This is a genomic window from Amycolatopsis sp., from assembly GCF_025464955.1.
Lineage (GTDB): Bacteria > Actinomycetota > Actinomycetes > Mycobacteriales > Pseudonocardiaceae > Amycolatopsis.
Map to the genome: position 1 here is coordinate 39,521 of NZ_JAODNM010000117.1, position 26,886 is coordinate 66,406.

A 26,886-nucleotide genomic window follows, 5' to 3' on the forward strand; every position below is an offset into this window, starting at 1 on the left:
ATACGCACCGAGGAGGATGTCGCCAAATGTCCGAGGCAGCGACACAAGAACCGGCCGTAGACCCCAGAACGGTCAGGAGAGCCGTGCTGGCGTCGGCGATGGGTAACGCCACCGAGTGGTACGACTACGGAGTGTTCACCTCCGGTGCCATCGCCACCGCGATCGGCACGGTGTTCTTTCCTGGCGAGGGAAACGCCGTACTCAAATCACTGGCACTGGTCGCCGTCGGCTTCATCGTCAGACCGTTCGGCGGAGCGTTCTTCGGCCCACTGGGCGACAAACTGGGCCGCCAGAAGGTCCTCGCCGTCACGATTCTGCTGATGTCCGGCTGCACGTTCCTGGTCGGCTGCCTGCCAACGTACGCCGGCAGTTACAGCATGGGACTCGGCGCTCCGATCGCGATCTTGTTGCTACGCCTCATCCAGGGGTTCTCGACTGGCGGCGAGTACGGCGGCGCCGCGACGTTCATCGCCGAGTACGCACCGACCAAACGACGTGGTTTCTTCGGCAGCTTCCTCGAGCTCGGCACGCTGGCTGGTTACGTCCTCGGTAACCTCGTCGTGCTGACCGTGACGCTTTCCCTGAGCGCACAACAGGTTACCGACTGGGGCTGGCGGATCCCGTTCTTCGTCGCGCTGCCGCTGGGCCTGATCGGGCTCTACCTCCGTAACCGGCTCGAGGACACCCCGGAGTTCAAGCACCTGGAAGCGACCGGCACCAAGCCGAAGAAGGCTCCGCTGCGCGAGATCTTTGTGCGCAATTGGCGCATGATCCTCAACCTGATCGGGATCGTTATCCTGCTCAACGTCGCGGACTACATGCTGCTGACGACAATGCCGACGTACTTCACGGATACGCTGAAGATCAACGACAACACCTCGACGCTGATCATCATCGGGGTGGAGATCGCGCAGATGGCGCTGATCCTGCCGCTCGGCGCGCTGTCCGACCGGATCGGGCGGAAACCCATGCTGATGACCGCGGCGATCGGGTTCATCGTGCTCAGCTGGCCGTCGATCAAGCTCATGCAGTCCGGCAGCACGTTGTGGCTGGTGGTCGGCTTCGCGATCGTCGCGTTCCTGCTGGTGCTGATGCTCGCCGTGATCGGTTCGACCTTCCCGGCGATGTTCCCGACTCGAGTTCGCTATGGCTCGTTCGCGATCGGGTACAACGTGTCGACGTCGTTGTTCGGTGGGACGTGCGGGGTGATCGTGACCGCGTTGATCAAATCCACCGGGAACGAGGACTGGCCAGCGTACTACCTGATGGCCGCGGCGGTGATCGCGATCATCCCGATCATGCGGATCCCGGAGACAGCGCAGGTCCCGATCCGCGACATCGACACCGCGGACCAGAGCGGACACCTGGCGTCAGCCTCGCGCTGACTCCGACGGCGGCACAAGTAGGGCACTTTTCCACACAAGTGCCCTACTTGAGCGCTCAACGAGGGCACAAAAGTACAAAAGTGCCCCTTCGGCCGTCTGTGTGGGGTGTCTTAGCTTCTAAGAGACCGCAACTCGACGGCGAGTTGCGGTGATGGAAAGCCCGACTGTCTACTTTGGACCGCTGGTGCCGGCGGTGGGTGGCGTAGGCGTGCCAGTGGTGGTGCTCACGCGCGGCGGGTGGGTCGTGCTGGCCGACGGGGCCGACGGCGCTCGCTCGATGGTGCTCCGGCTAGTCGTGTGGGTCTGCGGCGCGGTCGTTGGGGTGACGCCCTGCTGCCTCGGATCGGGGGTGGTGACCGGCATGGGGGCGGGGGTCGGGGTCACGGATTCGGTCGTCAGCCCCGGGCCGGCGGGTTCGATCGGGTTCGGGCCGGCCGGCGAACGGCCGACTCCCAGCGCGACCGCGGTCACGGCGACGACCGCCACCACGGTGGCCGCGGAGCTGCCGATCACGGCGAGCCGCTTGCGGCGTCGGCGGATCCGGCCGCCACGCTCGATGATGTCGTGCACGTCGATGCCCAGCGGCGGCCCTTGGACCGCCCCGGAGAGCACGATCTTGACGGCGTCGGTGTCGTTATTCTCGTCGGTCATGTTCGGTCACCTCCCGTCGGTTCCGCTGAGGGCAAGCTCACTGAAGTGCGGGCCCAGCCGTTTCCGCAACGTCGCGAGCCCGCGGGAGCTCTGGCTCTTCACCGTGCCGGTGGAGCAGCCGAGCGCCGCAGCCGTGTCCTCGACGCTGAGATCGTTGAAGTACCGCAGCACAAGCACGGCCCGCTGCTTCGGCGCGACTGTCGCGAGTGCCTGCCGGACCAGCATCTCGTGCTCGGTGCCCGACTGCTCGGCGGCCGTCTCCGGCGGCTCGTCGGTCAGGCGTTCGCGTTTGCGCCACGCCCTCCGGTGTTCGGAGAGGAACGTGCGCAGCACGATCTTGCGGGCGTAGGCGTCCAGCGCGTCATGCCTGGACAGCCGCGGCCAGGCCAGGTACAGCTTCAGCAGCGCGGCCTGGGTGATGTCCTCGGCCTGGTGCCAGTCTCCGCAGAGCAGGTACGCCGTCGCCCGCAGGTTGTGCGCGCGCTCGCCGAAGTACCGGGCGAACTCACCGTCCCACGGTGAGCCCGACCCGGTCGACGGGACGTGACCTTCGATCATCAAGAGCTGGTGTCAGTCACCTTCGGTAATGGCAGGCAGGTGGAGGTCACCTGTCGGGCCGGCCGGGACCGCGCGCGGCACGGTGACCTTGCCGGGGTTGCGAGTGGTCGTCGGTGCCGGGGCCTTCGTGCCGCTCTGGGCGGGGGTCGTGACCTCGGTGGGCCGGCTTGTGGGCATGGCGGTGGGCGCCGGTGCCACGGTGGTGCTGGTGACGCGCGGGGGCGTCGGGGTGGTCGTGGCGGCACTGGCCAGCGCTGTCCCGGCGAACGCGCCTGCGGCGATCACGAAGGCACCCACGGACAAAACGATTCGAGTACGCACTACGTCTCCTCGGCTACGAGCGTCGTCTCTGTGCGGCGACGTCTGTGCCGTTAGACATGCGCCCGGCACCCCGCCGGGTTGCATCGGATTTTCAGCTGTTCAGCGCGGACATCTTGCTCCAGTCGGCCCAGTTGTACGTCCAGTCGTGGTAGTCGCCGTCGGCCGCGCCGAGCGTGGTGCCGGAGCCGGTGATCTCCACCGGGTCACCGATCTGCGCGAAGTCGAAGTACGACTTGGCGTTGTCGGTCGACAGGTTGACGCAGCCGTGCGAGACGTTCCTATTTCCCTGCGCCCAAACGGATGCCGGCAGCGCGTGGATGAACTCGCCGTTGTTGGACACCCGGACCGCCCAGCGCACGAACACGTCCTTGTAACCACCGCGCGGGTTGCTCATCAGGTACGTCGGGTCCTTCTCCATCACGACGTGGATGCCGTTATGGGTGTTGCGCCAGTCGACCGAATCCAAGCCATAGCTGGCCGGGTAGTCCGCGACCTGTTTCCCGTCCTGGAACACAAGCATGCGGTGGGTTTGCGTGTCGCCGCGGACGATCTGCGAGTGCCCGATGCTGAACGACGCCGACACGTCCTGCTTGCCATAGGTGCCTTCGGCGAGCTTGACGCCGTAGAGCTTGGCGTTGACCACGACCTTGGTATTGGCCGCGTAGTAGTCCTTCGGCCGCCAGTGCACCGAGGTGTCGCCTTCCATCCAGGCCCACGAACCCTCGGTCTTCGGCGTGGTCTCGACGGTCAGCGCCTTCTCCACGGCCGCCTTGTCCGCGACCGGGTTGGTGAAGTTCAGCGCGATCGGCATCGCGACGCCGTAGGTCTGGCCGTCGCCGACGTTGAGGTGGCCGGCGACCTGGCGCTTCGGCTTCACCGTGCCGAACGAACCGCTGATCGACACGGTCTTACCGTCGGTGCCGACGGCGTTGCCCGACCAGTTGTACGTCTTGCCGTAGCCGAGCGATTCAGTGGTGGACCAGCTGTGCTTGTCCGCCGCGGGGGAGCCGGCGACCTGCTTACCGTCCGCGTTGGTCAGCGTGACAGCGCCGATCGTGCCGTCGGCGACGGTGATCTTCACCGGGTCTCCGGGGGAGACGTCCTGTGCGCCGCCCGCGGGAAGCGCGACCACCTTCGCCGGGCCCGCCGGGGGCGTTTGCCCGCCGCCGGCCGGCTGGCTCGACGATGTCGGCGCGCCTGCCGGAGCGGCTGCCGGTTCGCTGCTGCACGCACCGAGCGTGAGCGCCACCGTCAGGCCGAGCATCGCAGCCGGTACCCAACGTCGTTTCGTGCTCTTGATGACTGTCACGGTTGCCCCCTTGTTCTCCCCTGTTACCCCATATGACGCGTGACCTAGCGCGAACGTTGAGCTCGCGCACCGTGACGCAGGTCACCTTTTTGGCGGAGTCGGCCTGTTTCGCAGCGTAGCCGGTGGGTACGACAGAGGGCTGACTGGCGTACGACGTTCCGGTGATCTTGGGGCTGTGGCTCGGTTATCCCCGGTTTACGGGGTTCAGATTTCGCCAGATCCCGGTACTCTGCTCGTAGGCCGTCGTTTTGCGTGTTCGTGGCTTCACACTCGCGGAACTTCTGACGTGAGTAATGAGCCGGATGTGCTCTTCGCTCGACTCGTTGGAACCGCCCGGGATGGCCGGGGTGGCACCCCGGTGGCACCTGAAGCGGCTCTGTAACGAGGAGTAAAGCGGTGGCGCAAGGCACTGTGAAGTGGTTCAACGCGGAGAAGGGCTTCGGCTTCATCGCGCAAGATGGCGGCGAGGGCGACGTTTTCGTGCACTACTCGGAGATCGACGGTCGCGGATTCCGCACCCTCGAGGAAAACCAGCGAGTGGAGTTCGAGGTCGGCCAGGGTCAGAAGGGGCCGCAGGCCCAGAAGGTCCGTCCCCTGTAAGAGCCGGTCCTGACCGCTCTTTGACGAGAACAGCTGTAGCGGAATGAAGTGCGCCCCCTGCCTGGATTCCTGGGCAGGGGGCGCGTTCTTTGTCTTGCTGGGCTGGAAAAGTGGGTTACTGGCGGCCGGCGATCGGCTGCTCCCACGCCTGCGCGTCGAGGTGGAGCTCCTCGGTGTGCGCTTCTTCGTGGCGGCGCTGCTGCGCGGAGGTGGCCTGACCTTCCCACGAGAGGCGCTCCAGGATCCATTCCTGGGCCAGTGCGTGGGGTGAGGTGCCGCGTTCGAGGGCGATGTCCTTGAGCTGCTCACTGGCGATGACGTTGACGCGCAGTTGGAAAACCTGCGCTTCGCCGAACCGCTTACCGGTGCCGGTGCTCTCCGGATCGGAATCCGGGGACAGCGCGGCGAGGTAGCTGGTGAGCTCGTGGTCGTCGACTACCTCGACCGCCTCTTTGGCGGGGTTGCGGTGACGACCGGGGTTGACCGCCTTGAGGTTGGTCTTGGTACTCAGGCGTCCTAGCGAGGGAAGAGGCACTCCGCCACGATAACGGTTGGGTCTCGGCAAGCAAACCTCTGTGACCCACGACACGCCTATTTTTCTCCCGTTCGGAGCAACCTGGCCACCAGATGGCGCAATTTATCGCTTACGCCCCGGATAGTTGCCAGCTCAAACACCCCATCAATCGATGTTTGCCGACGGCGAACGCTGCATTTCGGGCGGCGGGCCGCTGAGTCGGCAAGCGTGGCGATTCGGACCTGTGACCCGCTTGCGGCGGGGTGGTCCGAGAGGGGCTGGAGGCGCTCCGCGGCGGCTGGTGAAGGCGGGCGGAAAAAACACCCCGGACATGGAGGACCCCCGCGCCAGGGGGAGGAACGCGGGGGTCGGAGGGGATCTCCACAGGCGCTGACCGGGGGTGTGTCAGCCCGTTGATTGTTGCACGACTTCTGGCTCCGGGGGAGGCCTCAACGGGAAAAAACCCGGGCAGGTGTCACTTTCACGTTGCCTGCCGTTCATGTTGAGGAATAACCACTGCGCGTACCCAGCGTATTCGGAGGTTCACTCTCCGGGGGGCTGTGGGCGGAGCCCTGCGCTGGCTAGCCTCGCGGCGAAGCTGTCCGAAACCGTGTGGAGGAGCTATGAGCGGGTCTCTCGAAGTTCGACAGTTCCTCGTCCGGCACGAGGGGGCGGATACCGGGACGCCGGCGCTGACCGCCGGGGTGCCGGCTCAACGCACAAGCCAGGCCGACTCGCATCGGGTGTCCAACGACCAAGTCCGCCGCGCCCGGCTCGCGGTGGCCAACGGCGCCGTCGGGGTGGAGGACTGCGTCCAACTGCTCGACATGCTGGGCCTGATGCTGGACGACGACGGGCGGGCTCCGATCCAGCGCTGAGGCGCGCCGCAGGGCGCTCTGCGTGGTGCGCCCTGAACCTGAATCGGGCCGTCCGGCTGCACACCCCCTGGTGGTGCAGCCGAACCGGCCCGGCGAAAAGATACGACTTCCGCACCTACTCGGGCAATCGATTTCCCGGGACTTCCCCCGGATGGCCGGGCAACTGCGACCTTGCCGTGACCTGATGCTGATCTCCGGGTGGATCTCGGGACGGCGGGCGGGCGGCGGCCTGGGGTCGCGCCGCGGCGGCGTCGAGGCGGAAAAAGAAGACGTTTGCGCAGGTACGAAGATCGGCGGAGGATAGGGGTGCCCCCCTTACGGGGCACCGAAACCAGGTGCCCTATGCTTAGTCTCGCTCCCGGGGACAACCGAGAGCGCGGTCGGGTTGGTTCACCGAAATCGGCCGGGCTCCCATCGTCCAGCGGCCTAGGACTCCGCCCTTTCAAGGCGGCAACGCGGGTTCGAATCCCGTTGGGAGTACGCAGTAGAGTTGAGAAGCAGCAAAGCTAGAAATGCAGTGCCGGTACCGCGGCGAAAATCAGTACAGTGACATCGGTACACTGAGGAAGCAGTACAGCAAGGCCCAGTGGCGCAGTTGGTTAGCGCGTCGCCCTGTCACGGCGAAGGTCGCGGGTTCGAGTCCCGTCTGGGTCGCATTGCGTTCGGCAAAGAGAAATGTGGCCGGCGTCAAGGCCAGGTAGCTCAGTTGGTACGAGCGCTCGCCTGAAAAGTGAGAGGTCGCCGGTTCGACCCCGGCCCTGGCCACCGCTCCAGTCAGCAAAGCCCCTGCTCCCCGCGGGGGCTTTTTGCTGTGGTGGCGTCTACGGCTCGTGAGTGTTTAGGCCGCTTCCAACCAGCCGGAACACTCACGAGCCCTAGGGCAGCGGCAGGGTCTGGTCGGGGCGGACGAGCGGGAACAGGTCCCCTGCGGCGGCCGGTTTGCCGAGGTAGAAGCCCTGCGCCTGATCGCACCCCAGCCGTCTCAGAATCTCCAGCTGACCGAGATGCTCGACGCCCTCCGCGACGACCGTCAGGTCCACGGCGTGCGCCATCGCGATGATGCTGGTCACGATGGCCTCCGAATCGGCGGACTCGCCGAGCCCGGTGACGAACGAGCGATCGATCTTGAGCGTGTCCAGGGTGAGCCGCTGAAGCTGGGCCAGCGAGGAGTATCCCGTCCCGAAGTCGTCGATCGCCAGCCGCACGCCCAGCCCACGCAGTGCGCGCAGCACCTCGGTCGCGGCGACCGGGTCGCGCATCAACGCGCTTTCGGTGACCTCCAGGCACAGCGTGTGCGGCGGGAGGCCGGTGCTCGCCAGCGCGTCGCGGACGGCAGGCACCAGGCCGGGGTCGTCGAGCTGGCGGGTCGAGATGTTGACCTTCAGGTGGATGTCCAGCCCGAGCTCGTCCCGCTGCCGGGCCAGTTCGCGGGTGGTCACCTGCAGCATGTGCGTGCCGAGGACGTTGATCAGGTCACTTTCCTCGGCCAGCGGGATGAACTCGACCGGCGAGATCTGGCCGTGCACCGGGTGCGTCCACCTGGAGAGAGCCTCGACGGCCACCATCCGGCCGGTGGTGATGTCGATGAGCGGCTGGTAGGCGGGCCACAGCTGGCCGTCCCCGCTTCGCAGCGCGTCTCGGAGGTCCTGGTCGAGCTGCAGCCTCCGCTGCATGCGTTCCCGCAGACCGACGTCGAAGAACTCGTGGCGCCCCCGGCCGAGCGTCTTGGCCTGGTACATCGCGACGTCGGCGTCACGCAGGACGTCCTCGGGGCACCGGTCGTCCTCGGACTGCGCCAGTACGATCCCGATGCTCGCGTCGATGCGCAGCTGGCGGCCGCTGATGGTGACCGGCGCGGTGAGCGACTCCCGCAGGTGCTCGGCAAGCGCCTTGACCTCACCGGGTTCGGTGAGCGCGGTGCTGACCACGACGAACTCGTCACCGCCGAGCCTGCCGACGAGGTCCTTCGGGCCGACGCCGCGTCGCAGCCGCTCACCGGCGATGCGCAGCACTTTGTCGCCCACGCCGTGGCCGAGGGAGTCGTTGATGACCTTGAACTTGTCGAGGTCGATGAACAGGACCGTGGTGGTCTTCGCCTTGCGAAGCGCTGTCCCGATCTTCGACAGCACCAGCGTCCGGTTGGCGAGCTCGGTCAGCGGGTCGTGGCTGGCCTCGTGCTCCAGCCGCTCGCCGATGGCGCGCCGCGCGGTGATGTCGGTGAACGACGTGACCACCGACGTCGGGCAGGTGTCTTCGGGGTTGAGCAGCCTGGACGTCAGGGAGAGCCACACGTTCCGCCCGTCGGGGCGCCGCAGGCGGATCACCCGGCGGGTCGGTGGCGAGCCGGCCCGCCGGGCGTCCGTAGCCGGGTAGTGGTGCGGCGGAATGCGCTTCCCGTTCTCAGCGTAGAGCTGCAGGCGCGTCGAAAGCAGCCCGATCAGCTCGTCCTCGCTGAGGCCCAGAATGCGTTGGGCAGCCGGGTTGGCCGATTCGATGTGCCCCTTCGGGCCCACCACGATGACGCCTTCGTCGAGCGAAGCGACGACAGTGCTGAAGTGGCTTTCGGCCCGGCGCCGAGCAGTTTCGTCAGCACACAGGAGGACGTACCCGCTGTCCATCTCCGCCGCGGACACCCGGATGGCGAGCGAGCCGCCGTCGGACCGGCGGTGTGCGGTCTGCAGGAAACCGCCTGCCCGCAGCACGGCCGCGGGGTCCAGTGGCGCGCCGACGACGTCGGCCACGGCCCGGCCCACCGCCTCGGACGCGGGCCGGCCGTAGACGGTCTCGGCGGCGGGATTCCAGCTGGTCACCACGCCGCGGCTGTCCGTGGCGATGATCGCGTCGCTGACGTGGCCGACGAGCGCGGCTTGGTAGCGCAACGCGGCCTCGGCCGCTTTTTGGGCCGTGACGTCGCGCATGACGACCTGGGAGGCCGGGCGACCCTCCCAGGTGGTCCGCACCGACACGGTCTCGACCGGCATGGACGAGCCGTCGAGGCGGGTGAGCACGATTTCGCTTGCGCCCGATGTCGGCGGTTCGCCCATCGATGCCACCTCCGAGAACGGGCGGCCGACAAGGTCCGCGGGGGAGTCCGCACCGAGAAAGCGCACGGTAGCGGGGTTCACATAGGTCAGTTGCCCGCCCTCGTGCACGCAGACGGCGTCCGGGCTGAGTTCGAGCAGGAGCCGGTAGCGGTCGGCGAGGTCGGCCAGCGCCTGCTGGTCGGCGTGGCGGCGGGTGGTGTTCGCGGCGGTGCCGAGCAGGCCTTCGGTCGTGTCGGCGCCGTAGGTCCGCGCCAGCAGCCGGATCCATTCACCGGAGTCGCTGCGCTGCTCCAGTTCGAGATTGCGCGGGGTCGAGTCCGCTGCGGCCGTTTCGATCAACGGCTCGATCAGCGTCAGCAGCCGGGCCCTGACCAAGTGGTCGGCGGCGCCGGTCATCCCGAGTACTTCGTCGAGCCCGGGGAGCCAGGACAGCGACCCGTCGGCGAACCCGAAGGACCACATGACGGCGGAGGCGGCTTCGGCCCGCATATGTCCACGCCCCCGATCGGTCCGGTGAGGTCCAGACCATTGCGGTCTGTCTGTGTTCACATTATGCGGCGTCGGGCCCTGAGGCACGCCTTCTTTTCAGGTCGTCTGTCCTAACTGGGAAACTGCCGCTCATCGGTGGTTTCGACGTCTTCGGCCTCGTCCTTTCTGGGCCGTCCCGGCCGGCGGATCTGGCCGGCGTCCTTCGGGAGGCGCCCGGCGTCGCCCAGCGCGCGGCGGAGGAGGTACTCGATGTGTGCGTTCGTGCTCCGCAGCTCGGTGGCGGCCCACCGCGCCAAGGCGTCGTGGACCGCCGGGTCGAGCCGCAGCAGCAGCTTCTTCCGCTCTGCCGTCACTGATACAGCGAACCCGTGTTGACGACCGGCTGGGTGCCGCCGTCACCGCAGAGCATGACCTGGGCGATCTCGGGGGCGTAGGACAGTCGCGTGATGCGGGACTCGACGACCCGGACCCCGGCGGCGACCAGGATCGGGTTGCCGCCGGCGTGGATCGTCCCCTTGTAGCGGCCCATCAGCTGCACGACTCGCGCTTCACCAGGAGCGACCCCGGTGAGGCCCTGCATCGGACTTGCTTCGGTCATGGCCTGCGCTCACTTCCCCCGCGCTACCCCATCGGCAGCGATATCATAGCGATATCAGGTTTTGGGGCGGCTGGCCAGAGCCTGACTCGGGGGATGTTTCGTACAATTCAATTGTACGAAACATCCCCCGAGTCGCTTTCTTGTGACGTGAGGGGCGCGTGTGGGTGATGTCGGCTAGGGCAACGCCAGGATCACGGCAGCGCGGGGATCGGGGCGGTGGGGGCAGTGGGGCTGGAGGGGGTGGAGGTGCGCTGGCGGCGGCGGAGCCACGGGCCCCACCAGAAGTACCCGAAGTGCGCGGCGACGGCATGGCCGGCGACCGTCACGATCGACTCGATCGACGCCGGGTCGTCGGACACGTAGATGGCCACGATGAACAGCTCGATCAGCAGCATCGCGGGCAGCCGCCACCGGCGGTTCAGGAGGAAGACGAGCGCGCCAGCCGTGGTGAAGAAGCCGTAGCTGACGCCGATGTCGAGCCAGCGTCCGTCGGCCTTGGGCAGGAGGCCGACGCTGATCGCCACCATGATCGGCACTTCCGTGACCAGCGTGGCCAGCACGTGTCCGCTGAAGAAGATCCCAGCCGTCCGCCAGCCGCCGAGCCGGCGTTCCAGCGGGGCGATCGCGACGGCGAAGATGACCGCGTACGGCACCCACTCCTCGCCGCTGAGCCACACAGCGCTACCGAGCAGCGCGACCAGCGGCCGGTGCCACAGGTTGTGCGCGTCGGTGCTGGAGACCTCGAGCAGCTTCGACGCCAGCATCGGGCTGGCCAGCCTGAGCAGGGCGGTCGTCCCGAGCAGGACGACGAGGTAGCCGAAAGTGAACGGCGTCTTGTGCGGCGTCGGCACGAACCGGACGAAGAGCGCGCGCCAACGAGACATCACGCTGAGTTGCGGAATGTCGACGGGTAACTCTGCTCGCTGAAGCACCTGCCCAGCTTGGCTGGTCATCCTGGGAGTATCGCTACGAAGGGCTGTGAATACGCTGTGAGCGACTCACCCGTAAGAGTGAGTGTGTGCGCGAGTAAATTGTTTCTCAACTTCGTCCGGAGTTGCCGATTTCTCCGGTAAGAAGACGCCCACCGCGTTTCCTGTGCGAAAGGTCCCCGTGTGAAGAACGAGGTCTCGGTAGCCGAGTTGTTGGTGCGCGAAGGTTGGGGCGACCACGTGCCCGCCAGGTCGTCCCGGTCGCGGTGGCGCGTGGTGGCGGTGATGGTCGCCGTCGTGCTGGGCTGCGGGGTCGCCGCGCTCCTGCGCTTCTCCTCCGGGCCGTCCCATCCGTCGAACCCCGACCAGGTCACGCTCATCGGCATGCCGACGCGCACGTCCGGACTCGCCGGCGCCGACGCCACGCCGTCCTCGGACAACCCGGTCCCGCCCAACGGGACGGGCGCAGGTGGTCCGGCCACGGGCACGCCCGCCGGGCACTCCAGCCGGGGCCTGACACCGTGGATCACCAGCTCGGAGACGACTCCGCCGTCGGTGCCGCAAACCAGCGAGACGACGTCACCCCGTGGCGATCCTCCGCCCACGGATTCCACGACGACTCCGCCGAGCTCACCGACGACGTCCCCGACCGCGCCGTCGCACAATCCGCCGTCGACGACGACGCCGACGCAGCCCAGCGCCTGTCTTTTGTTCATCATCTGCATCTGACCGGATTTCCTTGACCCCGCTGTGCTCCACATTGCCCGCTTGAGCGCCCCGCGTGCCACCCCGGGATGATGGACGGGCAATGCAGTCCAGGGGGAGGAACAGGCATCGTGACGGAGCCCACAAAGACTCCATCGAAGGCCGCATCGTGGTTGTTGGAGGGCGAACACAAGCGCGCTCAGCAGATGAAGGGCGGCCGGAGCGAGCCGGTCAAAAGCCATGAACATCCCTGGTGGAAGGTCATGTGCCTGACCGGTGTCGACTACTTCTCGACACTCGGCTACCAGCCCGGCATCGCGGCGTTGGCCGCCGGAGTCCTGTCGCCGATCGCGACGCTCGTCCTCGTCGTGCTGACGCTCGCCGGCGCGCTGCCCATCTACCGCCGCGTCGCCGCCGAAAGCCCGCATGGCCAGGGCTCGATCGCGATGCTCGAGAAGCTGCTGTCGTGGTGGAGCGGCAAGCTGCTCGTCCTCGTCCTGCTCGGCTTCGTCGCGACAGACTTCGTGATCACGATCACCCTGTCGGCCGCCGACGCCAGCGCGCACGTCGTCGAGAACCCGTTCGTCCCCGACTTCTTCCACGGCAAGCAGTTGATCATCACACTGGTGCTGGTGGCGTTGCTCGGCGGAGTGTTCCTGAAGGGCTTCGCCGAGGCCATCGGGATCGCGGTCGTGCTGGTAGGGATCTACCTCACCCTGAACGTCGTGGTGGTCGTCGTCGCGCTCGGACACGTCTTCAGCGAGCCGCACCTGGTGCTGGACTGGAAGAGCCTGCTCATCTCGCAACATCCCAATCCCTGGCTGATGATCGGGGTCGCGCTGCTGGTGTTCCCGAAGCTGGCGCTGGGGCTGTCCGGGTTCGAGACCGGCGTTTCGGTGATGCCGCTGATCAAGGGCTCCCCACGGGACACCCACGCCGACCCGGCAGGCCGCATCCGCAACGCCCGCAAGCTGCTGGTCACCGCCGCGTTGATCATGAGCGCGTTCCTCGTCACGACGAGCTTCGCGACGACGGTGCTGATCCCGCAGAAGGAGTTCGAGGCCGGCGGTCAGGCGAACGGGCGCGCGCTCGCGTTCCTGGCGCACAACTACCTCGGCGACATCTTCGGCACGTTCTACGACGCCAGCACCGTCGCGATCCTGTGGTTCGCCGGCGCGTCGGCGATGGCCGGGCTGCTCAACATCGTGCCGCGGTACCTGCCGCGCTACGGGATGGCGCCCGACTGGGCCAGCGCGACGCGGCCGCTGGTCATCGTCGTCGCGGTGATCGCGTTCGTGATCACCTGGATCTTCGACGCCAACGTCGAGGCGCAGGGCGGCGCGTACGCGACCGGGGTGCTCGTGCTGATCACGTCGGCCGCGGTCGCGGTGACGCTGTCCGCGCGCCGGAAGAAACAGCGGAAGGCGTTCGTCGCCTACCTGGTCATCACGGTCGTGTTCGCGTACACGACCGTCGCGAACGTCATCGAGCGTCCCGACGGTGTGAAGATCGCAGCGTTCTTCATCTTCGCCATCGTGCTGACATCGTTGATCTCCCGCGCCACCCGTTCGCTGGAGCTGCGTGTCGACGAGGTCGACTTCGACGCGGCGGCACAGCGGATCCTCGACAAGGCCGTCCGCAGCGGGCACGTCCGGATCATCGCGAACGAGCCGGACGAGCGCGACGAGAAGGAGTACGAGGAGAAGGAGCGAGAAGCGCGGGAGGACAACAATATCCCGTACGACTGCGCGCTGATCTTCCTCGAAGTGACCATCTCCGACGCGTCCGAGTTCGAGTCGACCCTGCGCGTGCACGGCGAAAAGCGTTACGGCTACCGGATTCTGCGGGTGAAGAGCCCGACCATCCCCAACGCCATCGCCGCGATCCTGCTGCACATCCGGGATGTGACGGACAACCGGCCGCACATCTACTTCGCCTGGACCGAGGGCAATCCCTTCCGGTTCATCGTGCGGTACCTGTTCTTCGGCGACGGCGACATCGGGCCGGTCACCCGTGAGGTGCTTCGACGGGCGGAGCAGGATCCGGAACGTCGTCCGATGGTGCATGTGGGCTAGTCGCCGCAGGTTCCAGATCGGCTGAGCGTTTCGCGCCAAGGTGGTTGAACAGCAGGTTCAGCAGAAAGGCGAGGATTGCCGTCACGGTGATCGGGCTGCCGCAGATCGTCTGCACCCAGTGCGGGAAGTGCGCGAAGAACACCGAGCCGCCGAACCGGTCCAGCGCGACAGCGGGCAGCATGCCGACGCCGATGGCCACGGCCACGACGAAGGTGTTGTGGTTGCCGGTGTATTCGACCTTCCGCAGGGTCTGGACGCCGACCGCGGCCACCATCGCGAACATCACCACCGCGACCCCGCCGATCACCGGCTCGGGGATCGCCGCGATGAACGCGCCGACCTTCGGCACCAGACCCATGACCAGCAGGAACCCGCCGGTCACCGCGACCACCCAGCGACTGCGGACGCCGGTCATTTGGACCAGCCCGACGTTCTGAGCGAACGCGGTGTCGGGGAACGAGTTCATCACGCCACCGAGCACCGCGGACACGCCGTCGGTCGCCAGGCCTCGCGCGAGGTCGCCGTCCGTCAGCTTCTTGCCGGTGATCTCGGCAACGGCGAGCAGGTCCGCCGTCGACTCGGTGTAGGTCACCAGCATCACCACGCACATCGACAGCACGGCGGCCACGGGGAAGGTCGGCGCGCCGAAGTGGAACGGCGACGCGAGCCCGAGCCAGTTCGAATGTGACACCCCGCCGAGGTCGACGAGTCCCATCGGGATGGCGACGACGAGGCCGATCGCCAGCGCGAGCAGCGGCGCGATCTGGCTGGCGAAGCCGCGCAGGAACCGGGTGAACAGCACGAGCAGCGCGATGACCAGGAACGCGAGCCCGATGTGCGACGGCGCGGCGTAGTCGGGTGACTCGGTGTCGTGACCGGCGATGAGCGCCGAGCCGGGGCCGATCAGCGAGACCCCGATGACGACCAGCAGCGTGCCTGAGACCAGCGGTGGGAAGAACCGGATCATCTTGGCGAACGGTTTGGCGATGATCAGTCCGAACACCCCGGACGCGAGCATCGCGCCGTAGACCGCGGGCAGCCCGTACTGCGCGCCGATCATGATCATCGGGTTGACCACGCTGAACGTCGCGCCGGCCACCACCGGCAGCCGGATGCCGAGGATCTTCCCGATCCCGATCGACTGGATCAGCGTCGCGATACCCGCGACCAGCAAATCCGCGTTGACCAGCAGGCCGATTGTCGGTTTGTCGAGCTTCAGCGCGGCGCCGACGATCAGCGGTACCGCGACCGAACCGGCGTACATGATCGACATGTGCTGCAGGCCGAGCAGGGTCATCCGGCCCGGCGGCAGCACCTCGTCGACCGGGTGTTTCGTCCGATGCGACACCGTGAACCCCCTTAGCGACAGTGAGACGAGGGAATTCCTACGTCACGCGCGTGACCGTAGGGCTTCGCGGGGGTGATCGGCGTGTTTCACGAGGCGCGCGCCGGGGCGGAATTTGTGTGACGATCGGGCAATGCGGCACACGGGCGAAAGCCCGCCTTCGGTTTCGGAGCGGGTGCTCGACGTCCTCGACGCGTTCAGCTCGGAACGTCCGGCCCTGAGCTTGTCCGAGCTGAGCCGCCGGACCGGGATCCCGCTGTCGAGCACGCACCGGATCGTCGCCGGGCTGGTCCGCCGGGGTGCGCTCGAACGGGATGGCGCGAGCCGATATCGCGTCGGCCTGTGGGTGTGGGAGGTCGCGTCGCTTTCTTCGCACGGCATGGGCCTGCGGGAGAGCTCGATGCCGTTCCTTGAGGACCTTTATGAGGCCACGCACCAGAATGTCCAGCTCGCGGTGTTGGACGTGCCCGATGTCGTCTACCTGGAACGGATTTCCGGCCGTGGTGCGGTGAACGTCGTGTCGCGGGCCGGTGGGCGGCTGCCCGCGCACGCGACCGGGGTGGGCTTGGTCCTGCTCGCCCACGCGCCTGCCGAAGTCCAGGAGGACATGCTGGCCGGGCCGTTGAAGCGCTACACCGACCGGACGATTTCGTCGTCTTCGCAGCTCAGGCGGGTTCTGGCGGACGTCCGCCGGGACGGGTTCGCGATCAGCGACGGTCAGATCGAGCTGCCCGCGCTGTCGGTCGCGGCGCCCGTCCAGGGCCCGGGGGACCACGTCGTCGCCGCGATCTCGGTGGTCGTCCCGTCGACGGGAACCGACCCGCGCACGCTCGTCCCGGCCGTGCGCGCCGCCGCCCGCGGCATCTCGCGGGCACTCGGCGCCCCCAGCGCGACCCGGATGTCCCGCGAAGCGTTCCGAGAGACTTCCACTGAGTGGAAGGAGCGTGGCGGGGCGGAGGCAGGGAACGCAGGCTGAGCGGTACCTCCCGAGACCGGAAAGGCCCGCCGTGACCGCCACCGCCGTCGTCCCCCACAGCGACCTCGACCCGTTTTCCGACGCCTTTCTTGACGACCCCTACGACGCGCACCGAGCGCTCCGCGACGCCGGTCCGGTGGTGTACCTCGATCACTACCGCGTCTGGGCGTTCGCCAGGTTCGCGCAGGTCCGGGCGGTACTCACCGACCCGGCGACGTTCTGTTCCAGCGCCGGCGTCGGGTTGACGGACTTCCGCAAGGAGACGCCGTGGCGCGCGCCGAGCCTGCTGCTGGAGGCGGACCAGCCGGAGCACACCCGCGCCCGCCACGCGATCACGAAGGTCCTCACGCCGAAGGTCGTCCGCCGGTTCCGGGACACGTTCACGCAGGCGGCCGAAGTACTCGTCGGCAAGCTGCTGGACAGAGGGACTTTCGACGTCGTCGCCGACCTCGCGGAGGCGTTCCCGCTGCAGGTCTTCCCGGACGCCGTCGGGCTTCCGCCGGACGGCCGGGAGAACCTGCTGCCCTACGGGAGCATGGTGTTCAACGGGTTCGGCCCCCGCAATCACCTCTTCGAGGAGGCCATGGCCGGTGGCGTGGCCGTCCGCGACTGGATCATGGCGCACTGCGAGGCTGACGCGCTCAGCCCGGACGGCGTCGGCGCGCTGATCCACCAGGCAGCCGCGGAAGAGGGCTACGAGCCCGGCGAGCGCGCGTTGCTCGTCCGGTCGTTCCTGTCCGCGGGCGTCGACACGACCGTGCACGGGCTTGGCAACGCGGTCTTCTGCCTGGCGACGCACCAGGACCAGTGGCAGGCGCTGCGTGCGGACCCGTCGCTGGCCAGGGCCGCTTTCGAGGAGACCATCCGGTTCGAATCGCCGGTGCAGACGTTCTTCCGAACGACGACCGTCGACGTCCAGATCGCCGGCGTGACGCTGCCCGCGGGGGAGAAGGTGCTCACCTTCCTCGGCGCCGCCAACCGGGACCCACGCGAGTGGGAAAACCCGGACGAGTTCGACCTCTCGCGCCGCGCGGCCGGCCATGTCGGCTTCGGCGCGGGCACGCACGCGTGCGTCGGGCAGATGCTGGCCCGGCTCGAAGGCGAGGCACTGCTGGGAGCGCTGGCCCGGCAGGTCGAGACCCTCGAACTCGCCGGGCCGCCGGTCCGGCAGCTCAGCAATACCTTGCGCGGCTTGCAAACCCTGCCGGTCCGGGTCGGGTGAGGCGCTGATGCCCAAGCTCACTTTCATCCAGGACGACGGCGTCGAGCGGACCGTCGACGCGGCGCTGGGCGGCTCGGTGATGCAGGCCGCGGTCGACGCCGGTGTCAACGGCATCGTCGCCCAGTGCGGGGGAAACGTGATGTGCGCGACTTGCCACGTCTACGCCGATCCCGGTCGCCTCGACGACCTTGGACCGATGTGCTCAGATGAAGACGAGATGTTGGACTGCACGGCCAGCCCCCGTGAGGTTTCCAGCAGGTTGTCCTGCCAGGTGACGGTGACGGAAGACCTCGATGGGCTGGTCCTGCGCGTACCCGAGGAGCAGGAATGAGCACAGTTGTCGTCGTCGGATCGGGACAGGCCGGCTTGCAGGCCGCGGCGTCACTGCGGGACAAGGGCTTCGACGGACGAGTGGTGCTCATCGGCGACGAGCCCGGCATGCCGTACCAGCGGCCGCCGCTGTCGAAGGCGTACCTCGACGGCAGCGCGGGCGAGGACAGGCTGTTCCTGCGGCCGGACGTCTTCTTCGAGCGCAGCGAGATCGAGCTGGTGAACGGGCGGGTCGCGCGGCTGGATCGGGACAACCGGCAGGTCGAGCTGTCCGACGGCACGAAGTACCCGTACGACCACGTCATCCTCGCCACGGGCGCGCGCAACCGGCCGCTCCCGGTGCCTGGCGCCGAACTCGGCGGGGTGTACGGCCTGCGGACTCGTGCGGACGCCGACGTGTTGCGCGGCGCGTTGGAGGCGGCGAACGACGTCGTGGTGATCGGCGGCGGTTTCATCGGCCTCGAATTCGCTTCGCACGCGGGAAAACCGGTCACGGTCGTCGAGGTCCAGGACCGGCTGCTGGCCAGGGTCGCGACTCACGAGATCTCCGCCCACTTCGCCAAGGCGCATGAGAGCGCCGGCACGATTTTGCTGCTGGGCCAAGGGGTTGTCGCCATGCACGGCACCGATGGCCAGGTCGAGTCGGTCGAGCTGACCGACGGCCGCCGGATCCCGGCCGACCTCGTGCTCGTAGGTGTCGGCGTGATCCCGGAGACCGCGCTGGCGGAGGCATCCGGACTCGACGTCCAGAACGGGATCGTCGTCGACGACCTGCTGCACACCAGTGACCCGGCCGTGTCCGCAATCGGGGACTGCGCCAACTTCCCCAGCCTGCACGCGCGGTGCGCGACGCGGCTGGAGTCCGTGCAGAACGCCGTCGACCAGGGCCGGTTCGTCGCGGCGGGGATCGCCGGCGAGCCGGCGGCCTACGACAGTGTGCCGTGGTTCTGGACCGACCAGCTCGGCAACAAGCTCCAGATCGCCGGAATCGGCACCGGGTACGACACCACCGAGGTGTTCGGCGACCCGGCCGAAGGCAAGTTCTCCGTGCTGTCCTTTTTGGACGGCGTGCTGGTCGCGGTGGAGTCGGTCAACCGGCCCGTCGACCACATGTCGGCCCGGCGGCTGCTCGCCACTGGGCGTCCGACGACGCTGGAAGAGCTGCGTGCCAGCGGTTTCAATCTGAAGGAACATCTCAAGTCGCTCACCGCGGCATGAGATCTAGTGGGAGGTAAGAACTTGCGGACCCAGGTCGTCGTCATCGGAGCAGGTCCGGCCGGACTGCTGCTGTCCTATCTGCTGCGGTCCGAGGGCCTGGACGTCGTGCTGTTGGAGGCCCGCAGCCGCGAGTACGTGCGTAAGCGGATGCGGGCCGGGGTGTGCGAGCAGCCGACCGTCGAGCTGCTGCGCGAAATCGGCCTCGGCACTCGACTGGACGCCGAAGGCTTGCGGCACGAGGGTTTCTCGCTTCGCTTCGACGGCTCGGACCATCGGGTAGCGTTGACCGAGCTCACCGGCAAGGCGATCATGGTGTACGGGCAGCAGGAGATCGTCAAGGACCTGATCGACGCGCACGAGGCCAAGGGCTGGCCGATCGAGTTCGAGGTGTCCGGGGTTTCGCTGTCCGGTTTGGACACTGACCGGCCGCGGGTCGATTATCGTGACGTGACTGGGGTTTCGCAGGTTGTCGACGCCGATGTGGTCGCCGGTTGCGACGGGTTCCACGGCATCAGCAGGCCTGCGGTGCCCGCGGGTGGGCTGCGGGCGTTCGACCGGCAGTACCCGTTCGCGTGGCTGGGCGTGCTGGCGCAGACGCCGCCGTCGTCCGAGGAGCTGATCTACGCCCACCACGAGCGCGGGTTCGCGTTGCACAGCATGCGTTCGCCGGAGCTCACCCGCGCATACCTGCAGGTGGCGCCGGACGAGAAGCTGGCCGACTGGTCCGACGACCGGATCTGGTCGGAGCTGAGCCTGCGGCTGAAGACCGACGCGGACTTCTCGTTGCACGAAGGCCCGTTGCTGGACAAGAGCATCACGCCGATGCGCAGTCACGTCGTCGAGCCGATGCGGTACGGGCGGCTGTTCCTGGCCGGCGACGCGGCCCACATCGTGCCGCCGACCGGCGCGAAGGGCATGAACCTGGCCGTCGCCGACATCCGCGTCCTCTCGCGTGCGCTAGTGGAATTGCTTCAGCACAACTCGTCCGAGCTGGCGGAGTCCTATTCGGACACCTGTCTCAAGCGGGTGTGGCGGGCCGAGCACTTCTCCTGGTACATGACGTCGATGCTGCACGTCGACCCGGACGCCGACGTCTTCCAGCACCGTCTGCAGCTCTCGCAACTGCGCTACACCGCGTCCTCCCGCGCCGCCGCCACCAGCCTCGCCGAAAACTACGTCGGCCTCCCCTTCGCCTGACCCCCACCCGCAACTCGCCGTCGAGTTGCGATCCTTGTGCACGCTAAGTACCGCAACTCGCCGTCGAGTTGCGATGGGTGCGGACGAGCGGGCGTCAACTTTGGGTTGACGGAGAGGGAATCGTCAACCTATGGTTGACGGCATGGACAACCAGATTCGACTCGACGACCTCATCGATGCCATCAAGAAGGTGCACACCGACGCCCTCGACCAGCTTTCCGACGCCGTAATCGCCGCCGATCACCTCGGTGACGTGGCGGATCACCTCATCGGCCACTTCGTCGACCAGGCACGTCGCTCCGGCGCGTCTTGGACCGACATCGGCAAGAGCATGGGCGTGTCCAAGCAAGCCGTGCAGAAACGATTCGTGACCAAGCCCGGCGAGCAGTCCGACCTCGACCCCAACCAGGGCTTCAGCCGCTACACCGACCGTGCGCGGAAGGTCATCATGGCGTCCCAGGAAGCGGCCGGGGAGGCGAAGAACCCCGAGATCCAGCCCGCGCACCTGGTGCTGGGGCTCCTGACTGAACCGGACGGGCTGGCCGTGAGGGCCATTGTCGCGCTGGGGGTGGAGCTGGAAACCGTGCGGCAGAACGCCCTTGCGGCGCTGCCTCCCGGCGGCGACGAATCGCCCAGACTGATCCCGTTCGACGCGCAGGCGAAGAAGGCGCTGGAGTTGACGTTCCGCGAAGCTCTTCGGCTGGGGCACAACTTCATCGGGACCGAGCACATCCTGCTCGCCCTGCTGGAGCACGAGGACGGCACCGGCGTCCTCGCCGACAGCGGGATCACCAAGGCGGCGACCGAACCCGTCGTCATCGCCGCCCTCGCCGCCATCCTGGACGAGCGCAAGAGCCTCTAACGCAAGAACTCGTGAGTGGTTGGGCACGCCCGGGTGCGGGTGCCCCGCAGGGCACAGTAACCGGCCTAACCACTCACGAGCTCTAGACGTCAGGCGGAGGCTTCCGGGCGGCCGTCGGCAGCCCACGCGGTGTGGAACGAGCCGCCGGAGTCGACGCGGCGGTACGTGTGCGCACCGAAGAAGTCACGCTGGGCTTGGACCAGCGCGGCCGGCAGCCGCTCCGCGCGCAGGCCGTCGTAGTACGCCAGCGCGGTGGAGAAGCCCGGCGTCGGGATGCCGAGCCGCACCGCGGTGGCGATCACCGAACGCCACGCGTCCTGCGCGTCCTCGACGGCCTGGCGGAAGACCCCGGCCGTCAGCAGCGTCGGCAGGCTCGGGTTCTCCGCGTACGCCGCGGTGATGTCGTTGAGGAACTTCGCCCGGATGATGCAGCCGCCGCGCCAGATCGACGCGACCTTGCCCAGGTCGATCTCCCAGCCGTACTCGGCACCGCCGGCCTGGATCTGGTTGAAGCCCTGGGCGTACGCGACGACCTTCGACGCGTACAGCGCCTGCTCGACGTCGTCGGCGAACTTCTCCGCCTCCGCGCCGGACAGTGGCGTGACCTTCGGCCCGGTCAGTCCGCTGGCCGCCTTGCGCAGCTCCGCGGACCCGGACAGCGAACGCGCGAACACCGCCTCGGCGATCCCGCTGATCGGCACGCCGAGGTCCAGTCCGATTTGGACCGTCCAGCGGCCGGTGCCCTTCTGCTCGGCCTGGTCGACGACGATGTCGACGAACGGCTTGCCGGTCGCGCTGTCGACGTGCGAGAGGACGTCGGCGGTGATCTCGATCAGGTACGAGTCGAGCCGCCCAGTGTTCCAGGTGCGGAACACCTCGGCGATCTGGGCGGGCTCGTAGCCGCCCGCGTGGCGCAGCAGGTCGAACGCCTCCGCGATGAGCTGCATGTCGGCGTACTCGATGCCGTTGTGCACCATCTTCACGAAGTGGCCGGCACCGTCTTCACCGATGTGGGTGCAGCACGGCTGGCCGTCGACCTTGGCCGAGATGTCCTCGAACAGCGGTCCGAGCGTTTTGTACGACTCCGCCGACCCGCCGGGCATGATGCTCGGCCCGTTCAGGGCGCCTTCCTCACCACCGGAAACGCCGGTGCCGACGAAGTGCAGCCCTTGCTCGCGCAGGGCCGCTTCGCGCCGCCGGGTGTCCGCGAAATGCGCGTTCCCGGCGTCGACGATCACGTCGCCCTTTTCCAGCAGGGGCGCGAACTCGTCGATGACGGCGTCGGTCGGCGCGCCGGCCTTGACCATGATCACGATCTGGCGGGGCTTGTCGAGCGCGTCGACGAACTCCTGCGCGGTGTACGCGGGGATGAAGTCGCCCTCGTCGCCGAACTGGTCCACCAGGTCGCGGGTCCGCTGCTCGGAACGGTTGTGCAGGGCCACCGTGTGGCCGTGCCGCGCGAGGTTGCGGGCCAGATTCCGGCCCATGACCGCCAGTCCGGTGACCCCGATGCTCGCCTTCTTGCTCATGCTGAACCCTTCCCGTAAGCCTGTGAGAACACTATCGCTAGTTGAAGCACCGGACGGGCCCGCCGTTGTAGGTCACCATGTCCACCGACGCCGCGACGAGGTCGATTTCGGCGCCCCATTCCGCGCCGTCGAGCTCGGCGTAGGCGCGGTGCAGGTTCGCCGGGAGTCGTTCGAGTTCGCCCCACCCGGCGAACTCGCCGAGGTCTGCTTCCCTTGCCAGTTCCAACGGTGTGCGGCCGGATTCCTTCCCCTGCTCGGCAAGTCGCTGGACGAACGCGAGGTAGGCGTCGAGCGGATCGAGCTGTGACAGGTCGCACACCGGGCCGTGACCCGGCACGATCACGCGCGGTTCGAGCTCGCGGATGACGTCGAGCGCGGCCCGTGAACCGGCGACCGAGCCCATCAGCGCGAACGGGCTGCCGCCGTTGAACACCAGGTCGCCGGAGAACAGCACCCGCTGCTCGGGCAGCCACACGAGGACGTCGTTGGTCGTGTGGGCGGCGTGGCCGGGATGGATCAGTTCGATGGTGTGGCCGCCCGCGTACACCGTCAGCCGGTCGTCGAAGACGATCTCCGGTGGCCGCAGCTCGAGGTGTCCCCAGTCGCTGCCGGAGAACAGGCCTTCGTAGGTGTCGAGGCCGGCGTCGAGCATCGCTTCCCTGGTCTTGCGGTGCCCGATGACCACGGCGTCCGACGCCAGGTAGTTGCCGTGGGTGTGATCGCCGTGGTGGTGGGTGTTGATCACCTTCGTCACGGTCGATCCGGTGGTGCCGGTCGACGCGGCCAGCAGCGCGCGGGTGCGCGCCTCGGTCGAGCAGGTGTCGATGAGGACCGTGTGGTCGCCGCCGTCGAGGAAGCCGCAGTTGTTGATCCACCACGACCCGTCCGGCTGAACGTAGGCGAAGACGCCTTCGGTGACTTCCTGCACGCTCGCCGCGGCCGCGGAACGATCTTGGTCGGTGGACACGACGTCCACTATGCCTCCAAATGGCCTAATGCTGCTGGTTGAGGACCCGCCGAGGACAAGCCCAACGCACTGGTAACTAGCTTTCCCCGGTCTTTCCTGGAACGCTGCCCGATGTCATCATCGAACTCCGCCATCGATCAAGTACCGGGAGTGTCGACTTGTTAGCACGGGGAGCCGCGGTAGGGGTGTCGTGGCACTGATCGAGGTACCGGGAGCGCAAGTCTGATGGCCAGTACGGTCACCTCTCGACGCAAGCAGCTCGGCAACGAGCTCCGGCATGCCCGTAACGCGTCGAAGCTCACCCAGCAGCAGGTCGCCGAGGTACTCGGCTGCACCCAGGGCAAGGTCAACAAGATCGAGTCCGGCGCGGTGGGGGTCAAGCTCGGCGACGTCCGGTCGATGCTCGAGGCGTTCGGGATCAACGGAGACGAGGCCGAAGCGCTGATGGGCCTGGCGCGGGCGGCGGCGGGCCAGCGCGGCCAGTGGTCCGGGTACCGGTCAGTGGTACCGCACTGGTTCCGGACGTTCACCGACCTCGAACCGGCCGCCGCGGAGATCCTCACTTGGCACGGCGAGCGCATCCCCGGCCCGCTGCAGTCCGAGCACTACATGCTCAAGCAGTTCACCGAGGCCGGCGCCACCGACGTCACGTCGCTGGTGCGCAACCGGCTCGACCGCAAGGCCGTGTTCGACCAGCAGCAGCCGCCGTACTACCGGTTCATCATCAGCGAGGGCGCCCTGCGCCGCGCGCCCGGCGGGGTCGCGCCGGCGGTGATGCTGGACCAGGTCGAGCACCTCCTGGCGCTGGACCGGCGGCCGCGGGTGTACGTCCACGTCCTGCCGTTCGGCGCGCGGCTGGCGTCGGTGCCCAACGACTTCACCATCATGCGGTTCCCCGACCGCACCCGCGACTTCGTCTACATCGAACACTCGGCGGGCGGGCTCTACCTCGACGACGACAAGGACTTCCAGCTCTTCGTCGACTCGTGGGACAGGCTGCGCGGCGCCGCGCTGGAACGGCAGGAGACCCGGCAGTTCCTGCTGGGCCTCGCCGACACCTACCGACGGCAGATGAACGCCTAGGGTCGTGCGGGGACGGCGCGGACCTGCGTAAGGTTTGAAATATTCCCCCCGCCCTAGGAGTGTCGATGTCCACAGGAAATGACCCTGCCTTCATTCCGGAAGGGGTCGACCTCGATCGGCCCAACGCGGCGCGGATCTACGACTGGTTCCTCGGCGGCACCGCGAACTGGGCGATCGACCGCGAGTTCGGCGCCCGTGCGGTGGAGACGTTCCCGCAGATCAAGATGATCGCCAAGATCGGCCGGGAGTTCCTCGGCCGCGGCGTGACCTACCTGTCCAGGCAGGGTATCGACCAGTTCCTGGACCTCGGATCCGGCGTCCCGACCGTCGGCAACGTGCACGAGATCGCCGACTCGATCAACCCCGGCAGCCGGTGCGTCTACGTCGACAACGAGCCGGTCGCGGTGGCCCATTCCCGGGTCCTGCTCGAGCGCGACGGCGACCCGGAACGCCACGCCGTCGTTCACGGCGATCTGCGGGACCCGCACGACATCTGGCGCAAGGCGCTCGCGACCGGCGTCCTCGACACCGAGCGTCCGATCGGCCTGATCATGGCCAGCGTCCTGTACTTCGTGAGCCCGGAGGACGACCCGCACACCGTTGTCGCCCGCTACCGGGACCTGCTGCCGTCCGGCTCGTACTTCCTGACCAGCCACCTGACCGACGACGGCATCCCGCACGACGACGAAGAAGCGAGCCGGCACGAGATCCGCAAGCAGTACCTGAAGTCGAGCACGCCGTTCCACTACCGCTCGCGTGCCGAGTTCACCCGCTTCTTCGACGGCTACGAACTGGTCGAACCTGGCGTGGTGTGGGCGCCGGAGTGGCACCTCGACGCGGGCGCGTCCAAGGCGACCCGCAAGGTGGTCGACAACCCGAACTACTCCGGTGCGCTGGTCGGACTGGGCCGCAAGCCCTAGCCAGGACGCGAAAGTGCCCTCTCTCGGAAGTCGAGAGAGGGCACGGGATACGCGGGTCAGAGGCGGGGCATCGCGGGGTAACCGCGGGAGAGCAGGCTCAGCTGCAGGTGCTCCTCGATGGGCCGAGCGGACCGCGCGACGACGTACGGGCGGCGCGTGCCTCGCAGGCCGACCGAGCGCTGGCTGGGCATCTTTTCGGGCAGGTCACCGCGGCTGCCCAGCAGGCTGAACCCGAACCGGCGACGCAGCGCCCGGCCGAGGCTTTCGACCTCGGCCTCGTCGGGTTCCGGGGCGTGGGTGACGCGTACGGCCATCGGCTGTCACACCCCCACGTTGCGGCGCGGGCGGAAGCCGGCGTCGACAGTGGAGAACCCCAAACAGCGTTCGCAGGGCATGCCCGAGCCGGGCCGCAGCCACTCGACGTCGGCCAGCGGTAGTTCGGCACCGCAGCGCGCGAAGATCGTCGTCTGGTTGGCGCTGTCTTCGCCGACATCGAACAAGTGTGCCGACCTGCGGGTTTCCCCGGCCGTGCCGACCGCGAGCCGACCGACCGCCAGCACGCGTGCCGGCATTTCGTCTTGGATGATCACCTTGGTCCTCCCCCACGAGACTGGCGATGTGGTGGTCCGCGACCAGGCAAGAAGTCATCACTTGCTCAGCATCTTGGCAGAGATTCACAAACAACCTTGCCCCGGTCGCTGAGATTAATCCTACTCCTGGAATAATCTTCATGTCGAGGGTCGGCCGACTTGATCACCCGCTTGGCCCTGCGGCTGCTGACGATGTGACACTTAAAAGGCGGGAATGCGCAGGTATGCGCAGGCGCGGCCGTGATCCGAACAGATGCGCGGAGGTACCAAGGATGACGGATTATCCGTCGGCACCGGATTACGATCCGAACACGGCCGCGACACTGTTCGAGGACGCGACGTGGGAGAAGTCCTTCGCGAGCGAGCCGAACGGCGGAAACTGCGTCGAGGTCAACCTCGGCGAGGGCGGCCTGGTCGGCGTCCGCGACACCAAGCTGACCCGCAGCCCGGTGTTCGTTTTCGACGCGGGGGAGTGGCAGGCCTTCCTGATCGCGGTCAAGGCGGGCCAGTTCGATCTTCCCGGCACCTGACGTCGTGAAAGACCCCTCGGGGCCATCCTGATGGCGGCCGCCGCATTGGCGTCGAACGCCA

General features: G+C 67.6%; 28 protein-coding genes and 3 tRNA genes. 17 read left to right on the top strand and 14 right to left on the bottom strand.

The features are described 5' to 3' along the window. Positions 1–26: 26 nt before the first annotated feature. Positions 27–1,385, top strand: coding sequence for an MFS transporter (locus JWQ81_RS27865; protein ID WP_297546110.1), 1,359 nt, complete (start codon positions 27–29; stop codon positions 1,383–1,385). Positions 1,386–1,553: 168 nt separating this feature from the next. On the opposite strand, the gene JWQ81_RS27870 is transcribed toward JWQ81_RS27865, so the two are convergent. The 4 genes from JWQ81_RS27870 to JWQ81_RS27885 form a co-directional block, all read right to left on the bottom strand. Further along, on the bottom strand, positions 1,554–2,036 hold the full coding sequence (locus tag JWQ81_RS27870; protein WP_297546111.1) for a hypothetical protein: 483 nt from the start codon (positions 2,034–2,036) through the stop codon (positions 1,554–1,556). Between the two features lie 6 nt (positions 2,037–2,042). Next, positions 2,043–2,594 (bottom strand): SigE family RNA polymerase sigma factor, encoded by a 552-nt coding sequence (locus JWQ81_RS27875; protein ID WP_297546112.1) that lies wholly within the window; start codon positions 2,592–2,594, stop codon positions 2,043–2,045. A 12-nt stretch (positions 2,595–2,606) separates the two neighbouring features. Further along, complete coding sequence (locus tag JWQ81_RS27880) at positions 2,607–2,915, bottom strand: hypothetical protein (RefSeq protein ID WP_297546113.1); 309 nt, start codon at positions 2,913–2,915, stop codon at positions 2,607–2,609. Positions 2,916–3,006: 91 nt separating this feature from the next. Further along, on the bottom strand, positions 3,007–4,215 hold the full coding sequence (locus tag JWQ81_RS27885) for an Ig-like domain-containing protein (protein WP_297546406.1): 1,209 nt from the start codon (positions 4,213–4,215) through the stop codon (positions 3,007–3,009). A gap of 405 nt (positions 4,216–4,620) precedes the next feature. Between JWQ81_RS27885 and JWQ81_RS27890 the strand changes: the two genes are divergently transcribed. Further along, the gene (locus tag JWQ81_RS27890) at positions 4,621–4,824 is read left to right on the top strand and encodes a cold-shock protein (protein WP_297546115.1); all 204 of its coding nucleotides are present in this window, start codon (positions 4,621–4,623) and stop codon (positions 4,822–4,824) included. 115 nt (positions 4,825–4,939) lie between these two features. Here JWQ81_RS27890 and JWQ81_RS27895 read toward each other — a convergent pair whose 3' ends face one another. Beyond that, on the bottom strand, positions 4,940–5,359 hold the full coding sequence (locus JWQ81_RS27895) for a hypothetical protein (RefSeq protein ID WP_297546116.1): 420 nt from the start codon (positions 5,357–5,359) through the stop codon (positions 4,940–4,942). 602 nt (positions 5,360–5,961) lie between these two features. On the opposite strand from JWQ81_RS27895, the gene JWQ81_RS27900 reads away from it, so the two are divergent. The 4 genes from JWQ81_RS27900 (at position 5,962) to JWQ81_RS27915 (ending at position 6,981) form a co-directional block, all read left to right on the top strand. Continuing rightward, complete coding sequence (locus tag JWQ81_RS27900; protein ID WP_297546117.1) at positions 5,962–6,216, top strand: hypothetical protein; 255 nt, start codon at positions 5,962–5,964, stop codon at positions 6,214–6,216. Between the two features lie 407 nt (positions 6,217–6,623). Beyond that, a tRNA-Glu gene (locus JWQ81_RS27905) sits at positions 6,624–6,696 on the top strand. Positions 6,697–6,796: 100 nt separating this feature from the next. After that, positions 6,797–6,870 (top strand) — tRNA-Asp (locus JWQ81_RS27910). Between the two features lie 37 nt (positions 6,871–6,907). Beyond that, positions 6,908–6,981 (top strand) — tRNA-Phe (locus tag JWQ81_RS27915). A gap of 110 nt (positions 6,982–7,091) precedes the next feature. On the opposite strand, the gene JWQ81_RS27920 is transcribed toward JWQ81_RS27915, so the two are convergent. The 4 genes from JWQ81_RS27920 to JWQ81_RS27935 form a co-directional block, all read right to left on the bottom strand. Then, entirely contained in the window at positions 7,092–9,749 is a 2,658-nt protein-coding gene (locus JWQ81_RS27920) for an EAL domain-containing protein (RefSeq protein ID WP_297546119.1), read from the bottom strand. A 110-nt stretch (positions 9,750–9,859) separates the two neighbouring features. After that, positions 9,860–10,102 (bottom strand): toxin-antitoxin system HicB family antitoxin, encoded by a 243-nt coding sequence (locus JWQ81_RS27925; protein WP_297546121.1) that lies wholly within the window; start codon positions 10,100–10,102, stop codon positions 9,860–9,862. Then, a complete protein-coding gene (locus JWQ81_RS27930) occupies positions 10,099–10,347 on the bottom strand; it encodes a hypothetical protein (protein ID WP_297546123.1) in 249 nt (82 codons plus the stop codon). The genes JWQ81_RS27925 and JWQ81_RS27930 overlap by 4 nt, the downstream gene beginning before the upstream one ends. A gap of 191 nt (positions 10,348–10,538) precedes the next feature. Then, positions 10,539–11,300: a rhomboid-like protein gene (locus tag JWQ81_RS27935; protein WP_297546124.1), complete on the bottom strand. Its 762-nt coding sequence runs from the start codon at positions 11,298–11,300 to the stop codon at positions 10,539–10,541. A 159-nt stretch (positions 11,301–11,459) separates the two neighbouring features. Here JWQ81_RS27935 and JWQ81_RS27940 point away from each other — a divergent pair, with 159 nt between their 5' ends. Together JWQ81_RS27940 and JWQ81_RS27945 are read left to right on the top strand one after the other, a co-directional pair. Continuing rightward, positions 11,460–12,005: a hypothetical protein gene (locus JWQ81_RS27940; protein WP_297546126.1), complete on the top strand. Its 546-nt coding sequence runs from the start codon at positions 11,460–11,462 to the stop codon at positions 12,003–12,005. A 107-nt stretch (positions 12,006–12,112) separates the two neighbouring features. After that, the gene (locus tag JWQ81_RS27945; protein WP_297546127.1) at positions 12,113–14,056 is read left to right on the top strand and encodes an amino acid transporter; all 1,944 of its coding nucleotides are present in this window, start codon (positions 12,113–12,115) and stop codon (positions 14,054–14,056) included. Here JWQ81_RS27945 and JWQ81_RS27950 read toward each other — a convergent pair. Continuing rightward, positions 13,989–15,353 carry a nucleobase:cation symporter-2 family protein gene (locus JWQ81_RS27950; protein ID WP_297546408.1) on the bottom strand — a complete coding sequence of 455 codons (1,365 nt, stop codon included), beginning with the start codon at positions 15,351–15,353 and terminating at the stop codon, positions 13,989–13,991. The two genes, JWQ81_RS27945 and JWQ81_RS27950, sit on opposite strands and share 68 nt — an antisense overlap. Positions 15,354–15,534: 181 nt before the next feature. Between JWQ81_RS27950 and JWQ81_RS27955 the strand changes: the two genes are divergently transcribed. From JWQ81_RS27955 to JWQ81_RS27980, 6 genes are all read left to right on the top strand, one after another. After that, positions 15,535–16,377, top strand: a complete 843-nt coding sequence (locus tag JWQ81_RS27955; protein WP_297546129.1) for an IclR family transcriptional regulator — start codon at positions 15,535–15,537, stop codon at positions 16,375–16,377. Between the two features lie 31 nt (positions 16,378–16,408). Continuing rightward, positions 16,409–17,599, top strand: coding sequence for a cytochrome P450 (locus tag JWQ81_RS27960; RefSeq protein WP_297546131.1), 1,191 nt, complete (start codon positions 16,409–16,411; stop codon positions 17,597–17,599). A 7-nt stretch (positions 17,600–17,606) separates the two neighbouring features. After that, positions 17,607–17,930, top strand: coding sequence for a 2Fe-2S iron-sulfur cluster-binding protein (locus JWQ81_RS27965; protein ID WP_297546133.1), 324 nt, complete (start codon positions 17,607–17,609; stop codon positions 17,928–17,930). Then, complete coding sequence (locus JWQ81_RS27970) at positions 17,927–19,147, top strand: FAD-dependent oxidoreductase (RefSeq protein WP_297546135.1); 1,221 nt, start codon at positions 17,927–17,929, stop codon at positions 19,145–19,147. The genes JWQ81_RS27965 and JWQ81_RS27970 overlap by 4 nt, the downstream gene beginning before the upstream one ends. Positions 19,148–19,168: 21 nt before the next feature. Then, complete coding sequence (locus JWQ81_RS27975) at positions 19,169–20,344, top strand: 4-hydroxybenzoate 3-monooxygenase (protein WP_297546137.1); 1,176 nt, start codon at positions 19,169–19,171, stop codon at positions 20,342–20,344. A 142-nt stretch (positions 20,345–20,486) separates the two neighbouring features. Beyond that, positions 20,487–21,206, top strand: coding sequence for a Clp protease N-terminal domain-containing protein (locus tag JWQ81_RS27980; RefSeq protein WP_297546138.1), 720 nt, complete (start codon positions 20,487–20,489; stop codon positions 21,204–21,206). A gap of 89 nt (positions 21,207–21,295) precedes the next feature. Here the strand turns inward: JWQ81_RS27980 and gndA are convergent, their stop codons facing one another. Both gndA and JWQ81_RS27990 read right to left on the bottom strand, forming a co-directional pair. Beyond that, a complete protein-coding gene (gene gndA / locus JWQ81_RS27985) occupies positions 21,296–22,735 on the bottom strand; it encodes an NADP-dependent phosphogluconate dehydrogenase (protein ID WP_297546139.1) in 1,440 nt (479 codons plus the stop codon). A 37-nt stretch (positions 22,736–22,772) separates the two neighbouring features. Further along, complete coding sequence (locus JWQ81_RS27990; RefSeq protein WP_297546140.1) at positions 22,773–23,702, bottom strand: MBL fold metallo-hydrolase; 930 nt, start codon at positions 23,700–23,702, stop codon at positions 22,773–22,775. Between the two features lie 225 nt (positions 23,703–23,927). Between JWQ81_RS27990 and JWQ81_RS27995 the strand changes: the two genes are divergently transcribed. Both JWQ81_RS27995 and JWQ81_RS28000 read left to right on the top strand, forming a co-directional pair. After that, positions 23,928–24,785, top strand: coding sequence for a helix-turn-helix transcriptional regulator (locus JWQ81_RS27995; protein WP_297546141.1), 858 nt, complete (start codon positions 23,928–23,930; stop codon positions 24,783–24,785). Between the two features lie 65 nt (positions 24,786–24,850). After that, positions 24,851–25,705 carry an SAM-dependent methyltransferase gene (locus JWQ81_RS28000; protein ID WP_297546143.1) on the top strand — a complete coding sequence of 285 codons (855 nt, stop codon included), beginning with the start codon at positions 24,851–24,853 and terminating at the stop codon, positions 25,703–25,705. Between the two features lie 56 nt (positions 25,706–25,761). Here JWQ81_RS28000 and JWQ81_RS28005 read toward each other — a convergent pair whose 3' ends face one another. Both JWQ81_RS28005 and JWQ81_RS28010 read right to left on the bottom strand, forming a co-directional pair. Continuing rightward, positions 25,762–26,019, bottom strand: coding sequence for a hypothetical protein (locus JWQ81_RS28005; protein WP_297546144.1), 258 nt, complete (start codon positions 26,017–26,019; stop codon positions 25,762–25,764). 6 nt (positions 26,020–26,025) lie between these two features. Beyond that, positions 26,026–26,295: a hypothetical protein gene (locus tag JWQ81_RS28010; protein ID WP_297546146.1), complete on the bottom strand. Its 270-nt coding sequence runs from the start codon at positions 26,293–26,295 to the stop codon at positions 26,026–26,028. Positions 26,296–26,567: 272 nt separating this feature from the next. On the opposite strand from JWQ81_RS28010, the gene JWQ81_RS28015 reads away from it, so the two are divergent. Further along, positions 26,568–26,825: a DUF397 domain-containing protein gene (locus JWQ81_RS28015; RefSeq protein WP_297546147.1), complete on the top strand. Its 258-nt coding sequence runs from the start codon at positions 26,568–26,570 to the stop codon at positions 26,823–26,825. Positions 26,826–26,886: the final 61 nt, after the last annotated feature.

Excerpts from the sequence above, each read along its gene's own strand:
- JWQ81_RS27965 (WP_297546133.1), top strand. The coding sequence starts at position 17,607 with ATGCCCAAGCTCACTTTCATCCAGGACGACGGCGTCGAGCGGACCGTC.
- JWQ81_RS27935 (WP_297546124.1), bottom strand. The coding sequence starts at position 11,300 with ATGACCAGCCAAGCTGGGCAGGTGCTTCAGCGAGCAGAGTTACCCGTC.
- JWQ81_RS28015 (WP_297546147.1), top strand. The coding sequence starts at position 26,568 with ATGACGGATTATCCGTCGGCACCGGATTACGATCCGAACACGGCCGCG.
- JWQ81_RS28000 (WP_297546143.1), top strand. The coding sequence starts at position 24,851 with ATGTCCACAGGAAATGACCCTGCCTTCATTCCGGAAGGGGTCGACCTC.
- JWQ81_RS27950 (WP_297546408.1), bottom strand. The coding sequence starts at position 15,353 with ATGACCCTGCTCGGCCTGCAGCACATGTCGATCATGTACGCCGGTTCG.
- JWQ81_RS27875 (WP_297546112.1), bottom strand. The coding sequence starts at position 2,594 with ATGATCGAAGGTCACGTCCCGTCGACCGGGTCGGGCTCACCGTGGGAC.
- JWQ81_RS27920 (WP_297546119.1), bottom strand. The coding sequence starts at position 9,749 with ATGCGGGCCGAAGCCGCCTCCGCCGTCATGTGGTCCTTCGGGTTCGCC.
- JWQ81_RS28005 (WP_297546144.1), bottom strand. The coding sequence starts at position 26,019 with ATGGCCGTACGCGTCACCCACGCCCCGGAACCCGACGAGGCCGAGGTC.
- JWQ81_RS27980 (WP_297546138.1), top strand. The coding sequence starts at position 20,487 with ATGGACAACCAGATTCGACTCGACGACCTCATCGATGCCATCAAGAAG.
- JWQ81_RS27955 (WP_297546129.1), top strand. The coding sequence starts at position 15,535 with ATGCGGCACACGGGCGAAAGCCCGCCTTCGGTTTCGGAGCGGGTGCTC.
- JWQ81_RS27995 (WP_297546141.1), top strand. The coding sequence starts at position 23,928 with ATGGCCAGTACGGTCACCTCTCGACGCAAGCAGCTCGGCAACGAGCTC.
- JWQ81_RS27900 (WP_297546117.1), top strand. The coding sequence starts at position 5,962 with ATGAGCGGGTCTCTCGAAGTTCGACAGTTCCTCGTCCGGCACGAGGGG.
- JWQ81_RS27865 (WP_297546110.1), top strand. The coding sequence starts at position 27 with ATGTCCGAGGCAGCGACACAAGAACCGGCCGTAGACCCCAGAACGGTC.
- JWQ81_RS27930 (WP_297546123.1), bottom strand. The coding sequence starts at position 10,347 with ATGACCGAAGCAAGTCCGATGCAGGGCCTCACCGGGGTCGCTCCTGGT.
- JWQ81_RS27870 (WP_297546111.1), bottom strand. The coding sequence starts at position 2,036 with ATGACCGACGAGAATAACGACACCGACGCCGTCAAGATCGTGCTCTCC.
- JWQ81_RS27970 (WP_297546135.1), top strand. The coding sequence starts at position 17,927 with ATGAGCACAGTTGTCGTCGTCGGATCGGGACAGGCCGGCTTGCAGGCC.
- gndA (WP_297546139.1), bottom strand. The coding sequence starts at position 22,735 with ATGAGCAAGAAGGCGAGCATCGGGGTCACCGGACTGGCGGTCATGGGC.